General features: G+C 63.9%; 18 protein-coding genes. 13 read left to right on the top strand and 5 right to left on the bottom strand.

Going from position 1 to position 20,461, the window contains the following annotated elements; genetic code table 11:
• The first annotated feature begins 54 nt into the window (after positions 1 to 54).
• On the top strand, positions 55 to 621 hold the full coding sequence (locus OXH74_RS04355; protein ID WP_375740214.1) for a DJ-1 family glyoxalase III: 567 nt from the start codon (positions 55 to 57) through the stop codon (positions 619 to 621).
• Positions 622 to 699: 78 nt separating this feature from the next.
• Here the strand turns inward: OXH74_RS04355 and OXH74_RS04350 are convergent, their stop codons facing one another.
• Both OXH74_RS04350 and OXH74_RS04345 read right to left on the bottom strand, forming a co-directional pair.
• A complete protein-coding gene (locus OXH74_RS04350) occupies positions 700 to 999 on the bottom strand; it encodes a hypothetical protein (protein WP_375741714.1) in 300 nt (99 codons plus the stop codon).
• A 607-nt stretch (positions 1,000 to 1,606) separates the two neighbouring features.
• The gene (locus tag OXH74_RS04345; RefSeq protein ID WP_375740213.1) at positions 1,607 to 2,815 is read right to left on the bottom strand and encodes an MFS transporter; all 1,209 of its coding nucleotides are present in this window, start codon (positions 2,813 to 2,815) and stop codon (positions 1,607 to 1,609) included.
• A 308-nt stretch (positions 2,816 to 3,123) separates the two neighbouring features.
• Here OXH74_RS04345 and OXH74_RS04340 point away from each other — a divergent pair, with 308 nt between their 5' ends.
• The 8 genes from OXH74_RS04340 (at position 3,124) to OXH74_RS04305 (ending at position 12,320) form a co-directional block, all read left to right on the top strand.
• Positions 3,124 to 5,952 (top strand): xanthine dehydrogenase family protein molybdopterin-binding subunit, encoded by a 2,829-nt coding sequence (locus OXH74_RS04340; RefSeq protein ID WP_375740212.1) that lies wholly within the window; start codon positions 3,124 to 3,126, stop codon positions 5,950 to 5,952.
• Entirely contained in the window at positions 5,945 to 6,484 is a 540-nt protein-coding gene (locus OXH74_RS04335; protein WP_375740211.1) for a (2Fe-2S)-binding protein, read from the top strand. The genes OXH74_RS04340 and OXH74_RS04335 overlap by 8 nt, the downstream gene beginning before the upstream one ends.
• Before the next feature lie 2 nt (positions 6,485 to 6,486).
• Positions 6,487 to 7,692 (top strand): cytochrome c, encoded by a 1,206-nt coding sequence (locus OXH74_RS04330; protein WP_375740210.1) that lies wholly within the window; start codon positions 6,487 to 6,489, stop codon positions 7,690 to 7,692.
• A gap of 16 nt (positions 7,693 to 7,708) precedes the next feature.
• Positions 7,709 to 8,680 (top strand): XdhC family protein, encoded by a 972-nt coding sequence (locus tag OXH74_RS04325; protein ID WP_375740209.1) that lies wholly within the window; start codon positions 7,709 to 7,711, stop codon positions 8,678 to 8,680.
• 163 nt (positions 8,681 to 8,843) lie between these two features.
• Positions 8,844 to 9,446: an NTP transferase domain-containing protein gene (locus OXH74_RS04320; protein ID WP_375740208.1), complete on the top strand. Its 603-nt coding sequence runs from the start codon at positions 8,844 to 8,846 to the stop codon at positions 9,444 to 9,446.
• A 272-nt stretch (positions 9,447 to 9,718) separates the two neighbouring features.
• Entirely contained in the window at positions 9,719 to 11,158 is a 1,440-nt protein-coding gene (locus OXH74_RS04315; RefSeq protein WP_375740207.1) for a cytochrome ubiquinol oxidase subunit I, read from the top strand.
• 3 nt (positions 11,159 to 11,161) lie between these two features.
• Positions 11,162 to 12,169 (top strand): cytochrome d ubiquinol oxidase subunit II, encoded by a 1,008-nt coding sequence (gene cydB / locus OXH74_RS04310; protein ID WP_375740206.1) that lies wholly within the window; start codon positions 11,162 to 11,164, stop codon positions 12,167 to 12,169.
• Positions 12,156 to 12,320: a DUF2474 domain-containing protein gene (locus OXH74_RS04305; protein WP_375740205.1), complete on the top strand. Its 165-nt coding sequence runs from the start codon at positions 12,156 to 12,158 to the stop codon at positions 12,318 to 12,320. Before cydB ends, OXH74_RS04305 begins: the two co-directional genes overlap by 14 nt.
• A 93-nt stretch (positions 12,321 to 12,413) precedes the next feature.
• Here the strand turns inward: OXH74_RS04305 and OXH74_RS04300 are convergent, their stop codons facing one another.
• Positions 12,414 to 13,538, bottom strand: a complete 1,125-nt coding sequence (locus OXH74_RS04300; protein WP_375740204.1) for a methyltransferase — start codon at positions 13,536 to 13,538, stop codon at positions 12,414 to 12,416.
• A gap of 84 nt (positions 13,539 to 13,622) precedes the next feature.
• On the opposite strand from OXH74_RS04300, the gene OXH74_RS04295 reads away from it, so the two are divergent.
• On the top strand, positions 13,623 to 14,399 hold the full coding sequence (locus tag OXH74_RS04295) for a ferredoxin--NADP reductase (RefSeq protein ID WP_215380350.1): 777 nt from the start codon (positions 13,623 to 13,625) through the stop codon (positions 14,397 to 14,399).
• 100 nt (positions 14,400 to 14,499) lie between these two features.
• Here the strand turns inward: OXH74_RS04295 and OXH74_RS04290 are convergent, their stop codons facing one another.
• Together OXH74_RS04290 and ccoN are read right to left on the bottom strand one after the other, a co-directional pair.
• Positions 14,500 to 14,745, bottom strand: coding sequence for a cbb3-type cytochrome c oxidase subunit 3 (locus tag OXH74_RS04290; protein WP_375740203.1), 246 nt, complete (start codon positions 14,743 to 14,745; stop codon positions 14,500 to 14,502).
• Positions 14,738 to 16,171, bottom strand: coding sequence for a cytochrome-c oxidase, cbb3-type subunit I (ccoN, locus tag OXH74_RS04285; RefSeq protein WP_375740202.1), 1,434 nt, complete (start codon positions 16,169 to 16,171; stop codon positions 14,738 to 14,740). The genes OXH74_RS04290 and ccoN overlap by 8 nt, the downstream gene beginning before the upstream one ends.
• A gap of 249 nt (positions 16,172 to 16,420) precedes the next feature.
• Here ccoN and OXH74_RS04280 point away from each other — a divergent pair, with 249 nt between their 5' ends.
• From OXH74_RS04280 to OXH74_RS04270, 3 genes are all read left to right on the top strand, one after another.
• A complete protein-coding gene (locus OXH74_RS04280; protein WP_375740201.1) occupies positions 16,421 to 18,091 on the top strand; it encodes a nitrite/sulfite reductase in 1,671 nt (556 codons plus the stop codon).
• On the top strand, positions 18,088 to 18,579 hold the full coding sequence (locus OXH74_RS04275) for a DUF934 domain-containing protein (protein WP_375740200.1): 492 nt from the start codon (positions 18,088 to 18,090) through the stop codon (positions 18,577 to 18,579). The genes OXH74_RS04280 and OXH74_RS04275 overlap by 4 nt, the downstream gene beginning before the upstream one ends.
• A 288-nt stretch (positions 18,580 to 18,867) precedes the next feature.
• A complete protein-coding gene (locus OXH74_RS04270; protein ID WP_375740199.1) occupies positions 18,868 to 20,421 on the top strand; it encodes a TerC family protein in 1,554 nt (517 codons plus the stop codon).
• Positions 20,422 to 20,461: the final 40 nt, after the last annotated feature.

Here is a 20,461-nt window from a genome sequence, read left to right as displayed (position 1 = left end):
TGAATTTATGACCGAAAGGACAGCTTCAGTTCCCGGGAGACTAGGAGAATCAACATGTCAGACCATTCCCATCCCCACGCACTGATCACCGTCGCTGACGGTGTGGAAGACCTGGAAACCGTGACCCTGATCGACGTGCTGCGGCGCGCTGAGGTGGAGGTCGTGGTGGGCAGTGTCGAAAACCGGCGCATGGTCACGCTTGCCCGTGGCACCCGCATGACTGCCGATGCCATGTTGCTCGATGTGCTGGCGCAGGATTTCGACCTGGTCGTCCTGCCCGGCGGCATGCCCGGCGCCCAGCGCCTGGCTGACCACGAGCCGTTGGCCGAACGGGTACGCGAACAGGCTGCCGCCGGCAAGCTGTTCGCCGCCATCTGCGCGGCACCGGCGCTGGCGCTGCAGTCTTACGGCGTGCTGCGCCAGCGGCGCATGACCTGCTACCCGAGCTTCAGCGATCGCCTGTCCGGATGCACCTTCGTCGACCAGCCGGTGGTCGTGGATGGCAACTGCATCACCAGCCAAGGCCCTGGTACCGCCCTGGCCTTCGCCCTGACCCTGGTGGAGCAGCTGTGCGGCAAGGCCAAGCGTAATGAGGTGGCCAAGGCGATGCTGGTACCTTGACCGCAATGAAATTCGGCGAGCCCGGCAGCGACCGGCCGGTGGCGACGTCGAGCTGCCGGGCGTCGGCCAGCTGCCGGATCAGCAATTCACTGAGCGTGAGGGCGGGATATTGGCTTTGCGCTCTTCCAGCCGCTGGAGGGTGCCGTCCGAGGGCGGTAGCGTGCCACGCACCTGGAAATGGCCACGGAAGACCCCATTTATCAGGTTGATATTGGCCTTGTAGTGCTGGTGTGCGGTTGCGATGCGGTAACTGAAGGGTTGGCTGAGCGCCTCTTCGCCCTGGAAGGCCAGCACGTCGAGTGCGGCGTCGAGGTCGCGGACCTGGAGCTTGTGGCGGCTGTGGTCGAGGAAGGTGCGGATTTCAGCGAGCAGGTTCACGCTCCCACTTGCATCAGTACGGGTGAAGACCTGGTGAACGTGCGATTGCTGAAGTCTCCCGGCATACCCGATTTCGGGGCACGTCCGATTCCTTTCCGAACGCGACCGAGGTGCCGGTCATCTCTGATGTTGATCCGCGGCTCAGGTACTTCGTATTGGGAACTGCTTGATGTCATGACCACTCCAGATAGCTCCCTAACGGGAGTTCAGATGGGATCTGTCGAGCAGGAATTCATAACCACAGCCGAGCCGATACTCGCGCCCTCCGACTGACCAGCGTGCTTGAATTCCGTTTCGCAATCTCTGCGTGCCATTCACGGAGAACAGCGGCAGAAGTCGCAGGCTTCAGAGGGCAGGTGGCGAAGCAGGCGGGCCGTCGGTTATCTAGGCCGATAACCGTGAGCGAGGGAAATAGGAGGAATGTGAAAAGTTGTCGGGAGTGTTCTGAGTAGCGACATGATCACGTCATGAGGACGTGGTTACGCACCTTGAGATGAAACGCCCCATCCTTCTAGTGGGGGCGGGAGTTCTTGTGAATGGGCTGTCGTTGCGCTGATGCATCAGGCGCAGGGATTCCGAAGGCTGACCGGACGCCAGCTGTTGGACATCAATGCAACCTGTCCCGCTTGGCCAGACTGGGGAACAGCTTCATCCACAACCCGGTCACCAGCAGCGTTCCCACGCCGCCCATCACCACCGCCGGCACCGTGCCGAACCAGGCAGCGGTGACGCCGGACTCGAACTCACCCAACTGGTTGGAAGCGCCAATGAACAGACCGTTGACCGCGCTCACCCGGCCGCGCATTTCGTCTGGCGTGTGCAGCTGCACGAAGGCGCCGCGGATCACCATGCTGATCATGTCGGCCGCGCCGAGCACGGCCAGTACCGCCAGGGAGAACCAGAAGGAGGTCGACAGGCCGAAGGCGATGGTGGCCACGCCGAACACCCCCACCGACGTAAACATGATCCGCCCGACGTTGCGCTCGATGGGGAAGCGCGCCAGCCAGAAGGACATCAGCAGTGCCCCGACTGCCGGTGCTGAACGCAAAAGGCCAAGGCCCCAGGGGCCGGTGAGCAGGATGTCCTTGGCGAACACCGGGAGCAGGGCGGTGGCGCCACCGAGCAGTACGGCGAACAGGTCCAGGGAAATGGCGCCGAGAATATCCGGCCGGCTGCGGATGAAACGAATCCCGGCCAGCAGCGAGTCCAGCGAGGCGGGTTCCTTGGGTGACTGCCGCTGGTTGCTGGTGAGGCTTAGCATCAGCACGCAGGCCCCGAGGTAAAGCACGGCGGTGGGCGCATAGACCCACAGGCTACCGAAGGCGAAGAGCAGGCCGCCCATTGCGGGGGCGACGATGGTGGCCGCCTGCATGGCTGAAGCCGACGCTGCTACCGCGCGGGGGAATAGCTCGGCCGGCACGATGTTCGGCAGCAGCGCCTGGGTGGCCGGCATCTCGAAGGCGCGGGCGGCGCCCAGGGCGAAGGCGAGGAGGAAGATCAACTCGCGGCTGGCGCTGTCGGTGGCGCTGGCAAACACCAGCACGCCGGCTACCACAGCCTGCAGGACCTGGCAGAGGGCCGCGACGCGGCGGCGGTCGAAGCGGTCGGCGACGTGGCCGGTGTGGAGCATGAAGAGCACACGGGGCAGGAACTCCACCAGGCCGACCAGGCCGAGATCCAGCACGCTGCCGGTCAGTTCATAGATGTGCCAGCCGATGGCCACTGTGATCATCTGGAAGCCGCTCGCCGTGCAGACTCGCGCGAACCAGAAGGCGAGAAATGGGCGGTGCTGGTGCAGGAGTTGGGCGTTAGACATGTCGGAAAATGCGTAGGCTGCTATCGGTTGCGGAGCCTAGCACGACCTCGGAAACATGCGGTTGCATTTGGCGGATAAAGCGTTCGATCACCGGGAAGCGGCGTCGGGCAGGCTCGCAGTTGTCGAGTATTTTTCTGACCATTCAGGCAGTTTTTGCTTTGTCTGAGTCGACGACTTCGCTAATATTTGACCTTAAAGTCAGGTTTCTCCCCGGCTACTCTTATGACGGCCCTTCCCAGGTGAAGGGCCGACCACCGTTTATTGCATTGAGAATGGGGCCGGCGACGTCCGGCCCATGAGGAACGGGCATGTCCACTCCTGAGCTCTCTCGCCGCGCCTTCCTGCAAGGCAGCGTCGTCGCCGGTATCGGCATCACCCTGGCACCTCTCGGCAGCAAGGCCTTCGCCGCGCTGTTCGAGGCGCAGGTTACGCGCACGCCGCAACCCTGGTACACCGCCGGTGGCCAGGCGCGTGGACGTATCGACGGAGTCAGCAAGGTCTGCGGCGGCAAGGTGTTCGCCCGCGACATCCGCGCCAAGGACATGCCCGGCTGGCCACAGCGCCAGGGCCATGCCCTGCTGTTGAAGGCGACCCGTGCGGACCAGCTTTACCAGGGTTTCGACCTGTCCATGCTTGGCGATGAGCTTGCACCCGATCGCGTGGTGACCGCGCAGGACCTGGCGCGTGACGGCATCGCCTTCCCCGAAGGCCATAGCCCCGACCCGCTGCTGCCGGAAGGCCAGGTGCCGATGTTCATCGGCCATCCGGTGGCGCTGCTGATCTGGAAGGATTTCGACCGCTACCGCCGGGCGAAGAACGTCCTCAAGTTCAATGACAAGGTGATCCGGTATGGCGAAAAGGCGCCGCTGTTCCAGCGCGACCCATACGGCAGCTTCCGTTTCGTGCGAGTTGGCGGCACCACGCCCTTCGAGCCGGATACCTTCTCCAGCCTGAAGGACAGCATGCTGTTTCCGTTGATCCGCGAGCGCAAGCCGATATGGGGCCAAGGCAATCCGACAGGCGACCTCACCGCCCAGGGCCTGTTCCACGCCGAGCAGATGAAGCTGCAGCTGGAAAACCCGCCCGAAGGCTGGATGGTCTTCGACGAGCGTTTCACCACTCAGTCCATCGAGCCCGCCGCGCTGGAAGCGGACAACGGCAACGGCTGGTATGACAAGGCCAGCGGCACCCTGCATTTCGTCGTCGCCACCCAATGCCCGTTCGAAGTCGCCGAGCAGACCGCACACATGCTGGCGCCGTCGCGCTTCCAGGTCAGCAGGTTGAATATGCATCCCGGTTACACCGTGGGCTACGGCTCCAAGGACAACAATATCTTCGTCTTCTACGCGGCGTTGGCGGCCATGTACGGCGATGGTGTGCCGGTGCGCCTGGCCAATGACCGTTACGAGCAGTTCCAGAGCGGTATCAAGCGTCACCCCTTCGACATGCACTACCAACTGGCGGTGAAAAAGGACGACCAGAGCTTCCAGATTTTCCGCGCTCACATGGATGTCGACGGTGGCGGCCGCATCAACTACAGCCCCTCGGTCGCCGCCGTGGGCGCGACCGCCGCGCAGTCGATCTACTACCTGCCGCAGAGCGACCTGGCTGCAACGGCTTACCATTCACGCGCTGTCGAGGCCGGTTCCATGCGCGGTTACGGCACGCTACAGACCATGGCTGCCACCGAGATGATGGTGGATGAAGTGGCCGCGCGTCTGGGCGTCGACGCCATCGAGCTGCGCAAGAAGAACGTGTTCAAGTCCGGCATGAAGAACACCCAGGGCGCAATCCCGGCTGGCGCCCTGCGCCTGGACGAAATCCTCGACAAGGCGGCCCAGCACGAAGTCTGGAAGAACCGCGACGCCCGCAAGCAGCAGGTCGAAGCGCAGGACCCGGATCACCTCTATGGGGTGGGCTTTGCCATCTGCCAGAAGGACTTCGGCACCGGCTCGGAAGCGCCCATGGCCAGCCTGGAGTTCACCGCCGAGGGCCGTGTGAAGCTGCGGCAGATCGCCATCGACATGGGCACCGGCATGGCCACCGCTCAGGCGCTGCTGGTGGCTGATTACCTGGGCCACCCGGCCGACGAGATCCGCACCGGCGAAACCGAATGGGCCGAGCTGGCGCTGACCAGCAGCGGCAACCCCTACCTGATCAGCCAGGCCGAGCAGGACGCCGCGCTGAAGAACCCGCGCTGGGTCGGCAAGCTGGCTTCGCCCTCGTCGGCGACCAACTCGGCCTACTACTCCGGCCACGGCACCCGCGAGGCGGCGCGCATCCTGTTCAACCACGGCCTGTGGCCGGCGGCGTTGAGCATCTGGGGTCGTGGCGAGTTCGGTGGCCTGGCCAACCCTTATGTGGTGCGCCGCGAGGACGCTCACTGGGTCGAGGGCAAGCTGACCGCCAACGGCCTGCCGCCGATTCCCTTCGAGCTGCTGGCGCACAAGGCCCATGAACTGGGCCTGGTTACCGGCGTCAGCGTGCACGGCTTCAACCGCTGGGCCTGGGCCGAGGGCGAGTTCGAGATCGACGGTCGCCGCGAGCGCGTGCCGCTGGATGCCTTGGCCGTGAAGTACGGCGACGGTGCCCCTGCGGCGAAGAAGGCGAACATGAACCACCACGGCTTCCACCTGCTGGACCGCCTGTCGGTGACCTATCCGCCGACCCAGCTCAACAATGCCATGGTCACCTACTACAGCCCGGTCGCCACTCTGGTGGAGGTCAAGGTCAACAAGGGCAGTGGCGAGGCGCGGGTGATCAACCACCACTCCTGGCTGGAGTGCGGGCGGGTCATCGTGCCCGAACTGGTGCGTGGCCAGCTTGAAGGCGGCATCGCCATGGGCATAGGCCACGCGCTGTTGGAAGAAATGCCGCTCTACGAGGGCGGGCCGGGTGAAGGCACCTGGAACTTCAACCGTTACCAGCTGCCCCGCGCCAAGGACTGCGCAGTCTGGACCCAGACCGCCGAGATCCTCCCGCCGCTGTCGCCCAGTGACCCTGCCAAGGGCATCGCCGAGGTGGTGATGATTCCCGTGGTCGGCGCCATCGTGAACGCGGTGGCCCACGCCACCGGCAAGCGCTTGCGTGACCTCCCCCTTACCCCGGCCCGCATCAAGGAGGCCCTCCATGGCTAAGCGCGCCCTGAGCATGACTATCAACGGCCAGGCCGTTGGTCCCCTCGAGGTCGATGACGACCTGATGATGATCGAGTTCCTCCACGAGTACCTGAACCTCACCGGCTCGCGACTGGGCTGCGGCCAGGGCGTGTGCCATGCCTGCGTGGCGATCCTCGACAAGGCCGATGGCACCAGCGAGGAAATCCGTACCTGCATCACCGGCGCGCATTTCTTCGACGGCAAGAAGGTTCGCACCATCGAAGGCCACGCCAAGCGTGATGCCAAGGGCGAGGTCAGTGAACTGAACCCGATCCAGCAGAAGTTCATCGACCAGTTCGCCTTCCAGTGCAGCTACTGCACGCCCGGCTATGTCAACGCCGCCACGGTGCTGGTGGAGAAGCTTCAGCGCCAGCCGGTCAAGCGCAGCGAACTGCAAGGGGAGATCGAAAACGCCCTCGGCAATCACATCTGTCGCTGCACCGGATACGTTCGCTACTACAGCGCTGCGCGCGATGTGGTCGAAGGCCTCGGCCTGGTCAAGGAGGGTTGAGGATGCGCGCGTTTCTCCTCGCAGCCCTGTTCCTGCCACTGGCTGCACAGGCTGCCGACAAGGCCCTGATCGAGCGCGGCCAGTACCTGGCCCGTGCCGCCGACTGCGTGGCTTGCCACAGCATCGAGGGCGGCGCCGAGTACGCCGGCGGATTGCCGCTGGTATCGCCGTTCGGCACCATCTATGGCACCAATATCACCCCGGACAAGACGCACGGCATCGGCCACTACAGCGCCGATGACTTCTATAAGGCGGTGACCCAGGGTGAGAAACCGGACGGTAGCAAGCTCTATCCGGCCATGCCCTACACCTCCTACCACCTGCTGAAACGGGAGGACTCGGACGCCATCTACGCCTACCTGATGAGCCTCGAGCCCGTCGCCAAACCGAGCCCGCAGACCGACCTGGCCTTCCCCTTCAACATCCGCTTCGGCATGGCCTTCTGGAACATGCTCTACAAGAATCGGGTGCAGCTGCAGCCGGCCGACGGTAAGGGCGAGGAGTGGCAGCGCGGCCAGTACCTGGTGGAAGTGCTTGGCCACTGCGGCGAGTGCCACACCCCACGCAACGCCGTTGGCGCGTTACAACAGGACCTGCGCCTGACCGGCGGCGTGGTGCTGGGCTACGAGGCCCCCAGCCTGCTGGCGGACGACCTCGCCGCGCGTGGCTGGAGCACCGATGATCTGGCGACCTTCCTCAAGCACGGCATCAGCGCCCAGGGCTCGGTGTTCAACGAGATGTACCCGGTGCTGCACCACAGCACCCAGTACCTGCCGCAGGACGACCACCGCGCCATGGCCACCTACCTGCTCGGTGAGAATCCACCGGCACCGCGCAAGATCGAGGCAGTGGCCGAGGCGCGGCTGGCCGACAGTGCGCGCAACGGGCGTCAGCATTACCTCAACCTCTGTGCCGGCTGCCACGGCGCGGCGGGGGAGGGCGTGCCCCATGTGGCGGTGGCGATGGACGGTAACACCACCCTGCGCCTGGCGGATTCGCGTAACCTGCTGCGGGTGATCGACGATGGCATCCGCGAGCAGCAGTTCACCGGCTTTGAGCGGATGCAGCCGATGCCCGGTTTCATGGATAAACTCGACGACGACCAGATGCGCGACCTGCTCAATTACCTGCGCCAGACCTGGGGTGGCCTGGACGCCGACGTGAGCCCGGCGCACGTCGCGCAACTGCGCAGCGAACAGGCTCATTAATGGGGAATGACGGCTGATGCAACACCTTGACCTGCTGGTGCTGCGCAAGGCTTTGGAGTGGTCCGCTGCCGGCCGGCGTGTGTGGCTATGTACGGTCCTCGGCACCTACGGCTCGGCGCCTCGCGCGCCGGGCTCGCTGCTGGCGGCCACTGCGGATGGACACTGGATCGGCTCGTTGTCCGGCGGCTGCGTGGAAGATGATTTTCTGGAACGCCTGAGCTCCGGCGCTTTTCCCGAGCCGACCCAGGTGGTGCGCTATGGCGATGGCAGCGACGAGAACTCGCAGATCCGCCTGCCCTGTGGCGGCATCCTCGAAGTACTGGTGGAGAATCTGCCGGCCGACTGCGACGTCCAGGCGCACCTGCGCGAGCTGGAGGGTGCTCTCGCCGGACAACGCCGGCTGATCCGTGAGGTGGCGCTGCCCAGCGGGACTCGTCGCCTGCTGCCGGACGTCGAGCAAGGCCCCAGGGTGGAGCGCACGGGAGATTACCTGCGCCTTCGCGTTGGCGCTGCCCAGCGCCTGCTGCTGGCGGGCTATTCCACCGTGGCCCAGGTATGCGCCGAGTTCGGCCGCAGCCTGGGCTTCGAGGTGGTGCTGTGCGACCCGCGCGAGGAGGCGTTGCAGGGTGTGGAGCTGCCCGGCGTGGAGATTCGCCGCGAGCTGCCGTCGGAATTCATCCGCCAGGGCGGCTGCCATGCCGACACTGCCGTGGTCGCCCTGACCCACGATCCGCGCATCGACGACCTGGCGATGATCGAAGCCGTTCGTACCGAGGCGTTCTACATCGGGGTGATGGGCTCCATGGCCACCAGCGCCAAGCGCCTGGAGCGCCTGCGCCGGGTTGGCGGCCTGAGCGAAGCGGAGATTGACCGCATCATCGCCCCCATCGGTCTCAATCTGGGGAGCAAGACTCCAGCGGAGATCGCCCTCGCCGTGCTCGCGGATATCCTGCGGGTGCGTAATGGGATTGCCCGGGAAAGGCTTTGAGGCCTGTTGCCTGGCTTTGCTTTTTCTTGTGGGGGCGAATTCATTCGCCAGGCAGACGGCAGGTCTGTCCTGCAATTTCCGAGGGGCCGGCTGCGCTGGCCTCTCAGCGAATGAACCCACCCCCACAGTGTTCGAGTCCGCAATGGCAATCCGGAGTTGACCCATGCCTACCGTCACCGCCCTGATCCTCGCCGCCGGCTTCGGCTCCCGCTTCGGTAGCGACAAGCGCATTGCCCGCCTGCCTGATGACCGCACCTTGCTGCGAGCCAGTCTGGATCGTGCACGGGCGGTGTTCGGCGATGTCCACGTGGTTCTGCGGCCGGAGGATGATCCCGCAGCCCTTGGGCTGCCGGCCAGTTGCCCGGTTATTCGCTGTGTCGAAGCTAGGCAAGGCATGGGCCATAGCCTGGCGGCGGGAGTCGGAGCGTTATCCACAGGTCCGGCCGACGCCATCGCCGTCCTGCTCGGGGACATGCCCTGGCTTGCCGAGGCCAGCCTGCGGGCGTTGGTGGAAAAGGCCGGGGCGGGGCATATCGTGTTTCCGCTGTACCAGGGCCAGCGCGGGCACCCGGTGCTGTTCGGGCGGGTGTTCTGGCCGGAACTTCAGGCGCTTGTCGGTGATGAGGGCGCGCGTGCGGTGCTGCAGGCTCATCGTGCGGCCTGGGTGTCGGTCGAAGTGGATGATCCGGGTGTGCTGCGGGATGTGGATATGCCCGCTGCCCTTGCCCGCGGCTCCTCTTCGCTTCAGGGAGAGAGGCGGGGGTGACGGATACGGGGGTGGCCCCCGCGTTGGTGTGGCCTGAGGTTGCGGCAACCTGTCGCGCGGCAACGGACCACAGATTCCTTTTCTCTGTGACCCGCTAATCTCTTAGCTGCTTGATCCGCGTCAAAACCTTTCTCCTGGTTTTGTGAAGGGCCCATTTGGCCTCACGCTGATTCACAGTTGCCCTGCACAACAACAATTCCAGCATGCGCAGCACCCATCACGGGATGACTGGCATGCCCGCGTGCCCTGTACCACCTGATAGAGGATTCGCCATGTTCGGATCGGAGGCGCTCGATCTCGCCCGAATGCAGTTCGCGTTCACCGTGTCCTTCCACATCATCTTTCCGGCCATCACCATTGGCCTGGCGAGCTACCTGGCCGTGCTGGAAGGTCTCTGGCTGAAGACCCGGCAGGAGGTCTATCGCGACCTCTACCACTTCTGGTCGAAGATATTCGCGGTCAACTTCGGCATGGGCGTGGTTTCCGGCCTGGTGATGGCTTACCAGTTCGGCACTAACTGGAGCGCCTTCTCCGATTTCGCCGGTGCCGTGACCGGGCCTTTGCTGACCTACGAGGTGCTCACCGCCTTCTTCCTCGAGGCGGGCTTCCTGGGCGTCATGCTGTTCGGCTGGAACCGTGTGGGGCCGGGCCTGCACTTCTTCTCCACAGTGATGGTGGCAATCGGCACCATTATCTCGACCTTCTGGATCCTCGCCTCCAACAGCTGGATGCAGACGCCACAAGGTTTTGAAATCATCGATGGCCGCGTGGTGCCGGTGGACTGGCTGGCGGTGATCTTCAACCCGTCCTTCCCCTATCGTCTGCTGCATATGGCCACTGCCGCCTTCCTCGCCACCGCCTTCTTCGTCGGTGCCTCGGCGGCCTGGCACCTGCTGCGCGGCCGCGACAATCCGGCAATCCGCAAGATGCTCTCGATGGCCATGTGGATGGCCCTGCTGGTAGCGCCGGTGCAGGCCTTCATCGGCGACCTGCACGGGCTCAACACCCTAAAGCACCAGCCGGCGAAGATCGCCGCGATGGAAGGGCACTGGGACAATAGTCACGGCGAGGCGACTCCGCTGATCCTCTTCGGCTGGCCCGACATGGAGCGAGAGGAAACCCGCTTCAAGGTGGAAATCCCCTATCTCGGCAGCCTGATCCTGACCCACAGCCTGGATAAGCAGGTGCCGGCGCTCAAGGAGTTCCCGAAGGAAGACCGACCCAACTCCACCGTAGTGTTCTGGTCGTTCCGCATCATGGTCGCCCTCGGCATGCTGATGATCCTGGCCGGCGTCTGGAGTCTCTGGCTGCGCTGGCGCGGCGGAATGTTCCAGTCGCGACCGTTCCTCTACCTGTGCCTGTGGATGGGGCCGTCTGGGCTGGTCGCCATTCTCGCCGGCTGGTTCACCACCGAGGTGGGCCGTCAGCCCTGGGTCGTGTACGGCCTGATGCGCACCACCGACGCGGTATCCAATCACAGTGTGGCGCAGATGAGCCTGACCCTGGTCACCTTCGTGGTGGTGTATTTCGTCCTCTTCGGCGCAGGGCTGGGCTACATGATGCGCCTGGTGCGCAAGGGGCCGGTCACCCATGAAGGCAAGGAGCAGGGCATTGGCGGCCCTGGCCAACAACGCACGCCTGCCCGTCCGCTCTCGGCTACCGAAGAGGGTATGGACGACGATGACAACGCTGTAACCGAGCCGAGGAGCTGAACCATGGGCGTCGACCTTTCGCTGATCTGGGCGATCATCATCGTCTTCGGCGTGATGATGTACGTGGTAATGGATGGCTTTGACCTGGGGATCGGCATCCTCTTTCCTTTCGTCAAGGACGATGGCGAACGCGATGTGATGATGAACACCGTGGCGCCGGTATGGGACGGCAACGAGACCTGGCTGGTGCTGGGCGGGGCGGCGCTGTTCGGCGCTTTCCCGCTGGCCTACTCGGTGGTGCTGAGTGCGCTCTACCTGCCGCTGATTCTGATGCTGCTCGGGCTGATCTTCCGTGGTGTGGCCTTCGAGTTCCGCTTCAAGGCCAAGCCTGCCAAGCGTCACTTGTGGGACAAGGCGTTCATCGGCGGCTCCATTGCTGCCACTTTCTTCCAGGGTGTTGCGCTGGGCGCCTACATCGAGGGTATCCCAGTGGCGAACCGCGCCTTTGCCGGCGGTTCGCTGGACTGGCTGGCGCCCTTCCCGCTGTTCTGCGGCCTGGGCCTGATTGCCGCCTATGCGCTGCTCGGCTGCACCTGGCTGATCATGAAGACCGAAGGTCGCCTGCAGCAGCAGATGCACGACCTGGCGCGGCCGCTGGTGCTGGTGATGCTGGGGATTACTGGCATCGTCAGCATCTGGACGCCGCTGGCCCACGCGGAAATTGCCGAGCGCTGGTTCAGCCTGCCGAACCTGTTCTGGTTCATGCCGGTGCCGATCCTGGTGCTGGTGTGCACCTGGGCGCTGCTGCGCGCGGTGGCGAACAATGCCCATCACGCGCCCTTCATCCTGACGCTGGTGCTGATCTTCCTTGGCTATAGCGGCCTGGGCATCAGCCTCTGGCCGAACGTGATCCCCCCGGCCGTTTCCATCTGGGATGCCGCCGCACCGCCGCAAAGCCAGGGCTTCATCCTGGTTGGGGCGCTGTTCATCATCCCGTTCATCCTGATGTACACGGCTTGGAGCTACTACGTATTCCGCGGGAAAGTGAGGCAGGAAGATGGCTACCACTGAGGTGCAGCTTGTGGATAAACCGGAGAAAAAGCCCCTGTGGCAGCGCCTGGCCTGGCTGCTGGGCATCTGGACCGCCAGCGTGCTGGCACTGGGGGCGGTGTCTTACCTGCTGCGGATGTTCATGACAGCGGCGGGGTTGAGTACGCACTGAGAGGCGTCCGAGCGGCATCCTGAACCACCACATTCAACAGCCCTCTCCCTCTGGGAGAAGGCTGAGGTGAGGGAAGCCAGACCTGGAGCAGAGTTATCTGCTCGCTTTCAGCACCACGAACTTCGGCGTCGCCGCCACCTGTTCCACACCTCGGAACAGGCGCTTGAGCTTGGCGTGGTAGCCCAGGTGGCGGTTACCGACTATCCACAACTCGCCGCCTTTTACCAGCGCATTGCGCGCCTGCACGAACATCCGCCAGGCGAGGAAGTCGCCCACCACCTGCTGCTGGTGGAAGGGCGGGTTGCACAGCACCAGGTCCAGCGAATCCGCCGGCTGCTCGGCCAAACCGTCGCCGGCACGGATATCTGCGGGGCGCTCGCCCAAGGCCGCTTGCCAGTTTTCCCGCGCCGATTGCACGGCCATATAGGACTCGTCCACCAGGGTCAGTTCGGCTTGCGGGTTGGCCAGGGCGTAGGCGATACCCAGCACGCCGTTGCCGCAGCCAAGGTCAGCCACCTTCAGTGCGCCCAGACTGCGCGGCAAGTGCGGGAGAAAGGCGCGGGTGCCGATGTCCAGGCCTTCGCGGCAGAACACGTTGGCGTGGTTGATCAGCATCAGACGCGGCTGGTCCAGCTCGTAGCGGGTCGGGTAGGGCGAGGCTACAGCGGGTTTATCCACAGGCGTGGCAATCAGCAGGCGGGCCTTCTTCACCGCCAGTGACGGCTGCATCGGGCCGATGTATTTCTCCAGCAGGTCACCCGCCGCATGGGGCAGGTGCTTGACCATGCCGGCAGCCACTACCGTGGCGTCCGGAGCCAGTTGGCCGTGCAGGCGGATCAGTTGTTCCTCCAGCAGGGCCAGGGTCTTGGGGACGCGGATCAGCACCCGGTCGAAGGGGCCGTGGACCCTGTCGCTGGCCGGCACGAAGCGGACTGCCGAATCGGCCAGGCCGTTGCGCGCCAAGTTGCGTTGCAGGGCGATGCAGCCCAGATGCGAATCGCCGCTGCTGGTGACCTGTGCACAGGAGGCCAGGCTGGCGGCCAAGGCACCGAAGCTGTCGTTCAGTACCAGGACGCGGGTATCGGCGGCCAGACCTTGCTCATGCAGGTGGTTGAGCAGGTATTCGTCGGCGGCATCGAAGGCCTGCAGCGGATCATCCTGCTGCTCGGGCTGGCGCAGTAGTTCGAGTTGGGCAAAAGGCGTAGCGAATATAGGCATAAGAACCGGCGGTGTTTCTGAAGGCCGCTTTGCGAGACACTGAGGCGGACTTCGGATCGAATCGAAAAGGGATGGGAGCGGAGTATGACCGCCAGCGAAGAGAAGTTCACCCGCCAGACCTTGCTGGATGTGCAGACCTTGACGCCCAGCCTGTTCACCCTGCGCACCACCCGCGATGCCGGATTCCGCTTCCGCGCCGGGCAGTTTGCGCGCCTTGGGGTGACCAAGGCCGATGGCAGCACGGTGTGGCGAGCCTATTCGATGGTCTCGGCCCCCTATGACGAGCACCTGGAGTTCTTCTCGATCGTGGTGCCGGACGGCGAGTTCACCAGCGAGCTTTCCCGCTTGAAGGTGGGAGACACGCTGATGGTCGACAAGCAGGCGTTCGGCTTCCTCACCCTTGACCGCTTCGTCGATGGCCGCGACCTCTGGTTGCTGGCGACCGGCACCGGGCTGGCACCCTTCCTCGCCATCCTCCAGGACCTGGAGGTGTGGCAGCGTTTCGAGCGCATCGTGCTGGTTTACAGCGCGCGCCATGCTGCCGAACTGGCCTACCAGTCGCTGATCCATTCATTGAAGGAACTGGACTACCTGGAGGGTGCTGCCGACAAGCTTACCTACATCCCCGTGGTGACCCGCGAGGAAGTGCCCGGCGCGCTGCACGGGCGCATCACCACGCTGATCGAGAACGGCGAATTGGAGCGCGCCGCCGGCCTCGAACTGACGCCCGAGCACTCGCGGGTGATGCTCTGCGGTAACCCGCAGATGATCGACGATACCCGCGCCGTACTGAAAAAGCGGGACATGCACCTGAGCCTCAGCCGCCGCCCCGGGCAGGTTGCGGTGGAGAACTACTGGTAGCGCGCGGACGATTTGTAGGATGGGTAGAGCGGAGCGAAACCCATGGTGCCGAATTGATGGGTGTCGCAGGCTCTACCCATCCTACGTAATACGTTCAGTTTCAAACCTCCATCTCAACTCTGCTCGCACAACTCCCATCACAGCTTCCCGGACAACTGCACCCCGTGCGGCTGCGGCCGGTGGCGAGCTCCATGCGTCGGGCCACCTCGTCATCGTCCACGAAGGGCAGCATGGTCGCTTCGTCCAGCTCGCGCTGGCTCCTGCCGCCCAGGCTGAGCTGGGTCGCCAGGTAGAAGAACAGCGGCGCGCTCAGGCTCAGCAATCCAAAGGTAGTGCCGTTATCCATGAACTGCTCCCGGAACCCGCTCGGTGGTCTCGGTGACGCCCACCCGCACCGTGCGCCAGGTGTTGTAGGCCATCAGCAGCATGCCGCTGAGGAAGAACAGACCACCGACCATGCGCACCATAAAGCCCGGGTGGCTGGCCTCCAGTGCTTCGACGAAGGAGTAGGTGAGGGTGCCGTCTTCGTTGACGGCGCGCCACATCAGGCCCTGGGTAATGCCGTTGACCCACATGGAGGCGATGTACAGCACGGTACCGATGGTGGCCAGCCAGAAGTGGGCGTTGATCAGGCCTATGCTGTGCATGCGCTCGCAGCCGTAGAGCTTGGGGATCAGGTGGTACAGCGAACCGATGGTGATCATCGCCACCCAGCCCAACGCCCCGGCATGGACGTGGCCGATGGTCCAGTCGGTGTAATGGGAGAGGGCGTTGACGGTCTTGATGGCCATCATCGGGCCTTCGAAGGTGGACATGCCGTAGAAGGCCAGGGACACCACCAGGAAGCGCAGGATCGGGTCGTCGCGCAGCTTATGCCAGGCGCCTGAGAGGGTCATCATGCCGTTGATCATGCCGCCCCAGCTAGGTGCCAGGAGGATGATCGACATCACCATGCCGAGGGACTGGGCCCAGTCCGGCAGGGCCGTGTAGTGCAGGTGGTGCGGGCCGGCCCAGATGTACAGGGTGATCAGCGCCCAGAAGTGCACGATGGACAACCGGTACGAATACACCGGGCGCCCGGCCTGCTTGGGGATGAAGTAATACATCATCCCGAGGAAGCCGGTGGTCAGGAAAAAGCCCACGGCGTTGTGGCCATACCACCACTGCACCATGGCGTCGGTAGCGCCGGAGTACACCGAGTAGGACTTGAACCAGCTCACCGGGATGGCCAGGTGGTTGACGATGTGCAGCATCGCGGTGACCAGGATAAAGGCACCGAAGAACCAGTTGCCCACATAGATGTGCCGGGTCTTGCGCTTGATCACCGTACCGAAGAAAACCACTGCGTAAGCAACCCAGACGAGGGCCATCCACACCGCGCCGGTGAATTCCACCTCGGCGTATTCCTTGGTGGTGGTCAGGCCCTGGGGCAGGGTGATCAGCAGGATCATGACCAGGGCCTGCCAGCCCCAGAAGGTGAAGGCCGCCAGGCTATCGGAGTAGAGCCGCACCTGGCAGGTGCGCTGCACCGTGTAGTAGCTGGTGGCAAATAGCGCGCTGCCGCCAAAGGCGAAGATCACCAGGTTGGTGTGCAGCGGGCGCAGGCGGCCGAAGCTGGTCCAGGGCAGGTCGAGGTTCAGCGCCGGCCACACTAGCTGGGCGGCGATGAACACGCCCAGGCCCATGCCGACGATGCCCCAGACGATGGTCATGAGAGCGAACTGACGAACCACCTTGTAGTTGTAGGTGGGCTCCTGAAGTGCGGTGTTCATGTGCAGGCCTTTCAGTAGGGAACGAGGCGGGGTGCCACTCTAGAAAGGTCGGCTCGCACGAAACAGACTCAGATCGTGGTGCTTTTTGGATCTCAGATACTGGGCTATCCCAGAGCCTGCCCAGGTTTGATGAGGACCAATTGAAACGCATGCTGATCTGCTTTTTTGCGCACGATCTGCCGCTGTTTATCCACGGCCCGGCTGGCCATAGTGACGGCTCTTCATCACCCGCCTGCGGGGAGCCCCGGCATGTATCACTACGACGACTACGACCGCGCCCTGGTTTTCGAGCGCGTCGCCCAGTTCCGCGACCAGGTGGCGCGGCGCATCAGTGGCGAACTGAGCGAGGAGGAGTTCCTGCCGCTGCGCCTGCAGAACGGTCTCTACCTGCAAAAGCATGCCTACATGCTGCGGGTGGCCATTCCCTATGGAACCCTGTCGTCGACGCAGCTTCGCACGCTGGCGCGCATCGCCCGCGAGCATGACCGCGGCTATGGCCACTTCACCACCCGGCAGAACATCCAGTTCAATTGGATCGAGCTTGCCGAGGTGCCGGATATCCTCGAGCAGCTGGCCGAAGTGGAAATGCACGCCATCCAGACTTCCGGCAACTGCGTTCGCAACATCACCACCGAGGCCTTCGCCGGAGTGGCTGCCGACGAGTTGCTGGACCCGCGTCCGCTGGCGGAAATCCTCCGCCAATGGTCCACCATCAACCCGGAATTCCTGTTCCTGCCGCGCAAGTTCAAGATCGCCCTGTGCGCTGCTGAGCAGGACCGTGCAGCAATACAGATGCACGATATCGGCCTTTACCTCTACCTCGACGAAGTTGGCGAGATGCGCCTGCGAGTGATGGTGGGCGGGGGCCTGGGGCGCACGCCGATCCTCGGATTGCAGATCCGTGAAGGGCTGCACTGGCGGCATCTGCTGTCCTACGTCGAAGCCATCCTGCGGGTCTACAACCGCCATGGCCGGCGCGACAACAAGTACAAGGCGCGGATCAAGATTCTGGTGAAGGCGCTGGGGATCGAAGCCTTCGCCCGCGAAGTGGAAGCCGAGTGGCAGCATCTCAAGGATGGGCCCGCCGAGCTGACCGAGGCCGAATACCAGCGCGTGGCAGCCAGCTTCGATACGCCACCCTACGCCAGGCTGCATGACACCGATCTGGAATATGGCACGCGCCTGGCAGAGGCCCCCGAATTCGCTCGCTGGGCCGCGCGCAACCTGCAGCCGCACAAGGTGCCGGGCTATGCCGCCGTGGTGCTGTCCACCAAGCCGGGGCCAGAGTCGCCGCCGGGGGACGTGACCGCCGAGCAGATGGAGGCGGTGGCCGACTGGGCGGATGCCTTCGGTTTCGGTGAAATCCGCATCGCCCACGAGCAGAACCTGGTGCTGCCGGATGTGCGCAAGGCCGATCTGCATGCGCTGTGGCAGAAGGCCCGGGCCGTTGGCCTGGCGACGTCGAACATCGGCCTGCTGACCGACATCATCGCCTGCCCGGGCGGTGACTACTGCTCGCTGGCCAATGCCAAGTCGATCCCTATTGCCCAGGCCATCCAGGCGCGTTTCGAGGATATCGAACGCCTGCACGACCTCGGCGAACTCAGCCTGAACATTTCAGGCTGCATGAATGCCTGCGGCCACCATCACATCGGCAACATCGGCATCCTGGGTGTGGATAAGGGCGGCAGCGAGTGGTACCAGATCACCTTGGGCGGCGCCCAGGGCATGAACAGCGCGTTGGGCAAGGTGGTCGGTCCCTCGTTCAGTGCCGACGAGGTGCCGGACGTGATCGAGCGCATCGTCGAGACGTTCGTCGACTACCGCGAGGGAGAGGAACGCTTCGTCGATACCATCCAACGCATTGGCCTGGAGCCGTTCAAGGAACGGGTTTACGCCAAGGCCGGGGAGGTGGCATGAACAATCTGATCAAGCTGGTGGACGGTCAGGCGCGCCTGGTGGCGGATGACTGGACGTTGTTGCGTGAGGCGCAAGGATCATGGCCTGATGGGCCGTTGATCCTGCCGATGACGCTCTGGCGCGAGCGTCTGGAGACGAACGGTACGCGCCGCGATGGCCTGCTGGTGCAGCCGGATGACGAAGTCGAAGCCTTGGGACCCTGGCTAAAGGAGTTGCCGTTGATCGCCGTCGAATTTCCCAGCTTTCGCGATGGTCGTGGCTACAGCCAGGCCTATCTGCTGCGCACGCGACTGGGCTGGCGTGGCGAGTTGCGAGCAGTAGGCGATGTGCTGCGTGACCAACTCAGCCACATGCGCCAATGTGGTTTCGATGCCTTTGCCGTGCGCGAGGACAAGTCCGCCGAAGATGCGCTCAAGGGACTGGCCGGTGTGAGCGTGCTCTACGGCCGCTCGGTCATCGAGCCAAGACCGCTATTCCGTAGGCGTTGAGACCATTCGTACATGATTGGTAAAGATTCCCGGCTTAAGCCGGGAGTCGTTCTGACCTAGGCTTTGCAGTCCGTTTCCCAACCTGGAATCCAATGGACAGCGATTGTTGCAAGCCGCCCCCTGCCCGAAAGGGTGTGGCCACCTACCTCCCCGGCACCTCGGAGTGCCGGCCTGATCTGCAGCGCTCTGCTGTATCCCCTTCAAGCACGTCGACGAATTACCCGGGCCAATGTGGCCGGCCGGTGTCGTTTGCTGTTGCTCGCCTGACAGCTGCGAGAGCCTGAACAAATGGAATGGATTGCTGACCCTACGGCCTGGCTGGGCCTGCTGACTCTGATTGTCCTGGAGATCGTGCTGGGCATCGACAACCTGGTGTTCATCGCCATCCTGGCGGACAAGCTGCCGCCGTCGCAGCGCGACCGAGCGCGGCTGATCGGCCTGTCGCTGGCGCTGTTCATGCGCCTGGGCCTGCTGGCGAGCATTTCCTGGCTGGTGACGCTGACCGAACCGCTGTTCGAGGTGCTCGGCAAGAGCTTCTCGGGGCGTGACCTGATCATGCTGTTCGGTGGTGTGTTCCTGCTGTTCAAAGCCACCATGGAATTGCACGAGCGCCTGGAGGGCCGCACTCACGTCCAGGGCGGCAGCCGCACCTATGCGTTGTTCTGGCCGGTGGTGGCGCAGATCGTGGTGCTGGACGCGGTGTTCTCGCTGGATGCGGTGATCACCGCGGTCGGCATGGTTGAGCACCTGGAAGTGATGATGATCGCCGTGGTGATTTCCATCGGCCTGATGATCCTGGCCAGCAAGCCACTGACCGCCTTCGTCAATGCCCACCCGACCGTGATCATGCTCTGCCTGGGCTTTTTGATGATGATCGGCCTCAGCCTCACCGCCGAAGGCCTGGGCTTCCACATTCCCAAGGGATACCTGTATGCGGCCATCGGCTTCTCGCTGCTGATCGAAGCGGCAAACCAGCTGGTGCGCTGGCGTCGCAAACGCCACTTGCAAGGCGACCGCGACCTGCGTGAGCGAACGGCCCATGCCGTGTTACGACTGCTCGGCGGGCGCAGCGTCGAAGCCGATGAAGTTGGCGACGACATTGCCGACCTGCTGGACGGCGGCGATGGCGCAGCGGTGCCCTTCGATCGCCGTGAACGGGTGATGATCAGCGGCGTACTGGGCTTGGCCGATCGTGCCATCCGCACGGTGATGACCAATCGTGTGGAGGTCGAGCGCATCGATCTGGACGAGTCGCGCGAGGTCATCTACGACGCTCTGTTGCGCGCGCCGCACTCACGTCTGCTGGTGATCCGTGGCGGCGATGTCGACGAGCCGCTGGGCTATGTGCACAAGAAAGAGCTACTGCGCGAACTGCTGCAAGGCCAGGTGCCAGATATCCAGCATCTGCTGCGTGTTCCGCCGAACCTTCCCGAGAGCGCTTCGGTGCTCGGTGCGCTGGAAGAGATGCGCAAGGCCTCGACCCACGTGGCGTTTGTCGTCAATGAGTTCGGCGGCTTCGAGGGCCTGCTGACCATGACCGACATTCTCGAATCCATTGCCGGTGAGCTGCCGGATGCCAGCGAGGTGGATGGTCTGGAGATCGAGCCGTGCGAAGAGGGCTGGAAGGTCAGCGGCGCGGTGAACCTGACGCTACTGGGCGAGCGGTTGGGATTTTCAAGGAAGCCAAGCGATGACTACCAGACCATTGCCGGTCTGGCCATGAGCCTGCTGGACCGCCTGCCCGTCATCGGCGACTCGCTGGAGTTCGACGGCTGGCAGCTACAAGTGGTCGAGGTTAAGGAGCGGCGGGTGAACCGGTTGTTGCTTAGGCCCTTGTCCTAGGCTGCCTGAGCATTGTGAGACCGAATTCATTCGCGAAAGA

The organism is Metapseudomonas boanensis (assembly GCF_042232855.1).
Taxonomy (GTDB): domain Bacteria; phylum Pseudomonadota; class Gammaproteobacteria; order Pseudomonadales; family Pseudomonadaceae; genus Metapseudomonas; species Metapseudomonas boanensis.
This window is presented reverse-complemented; position numbering and strand designations above follow the sequence as displayed.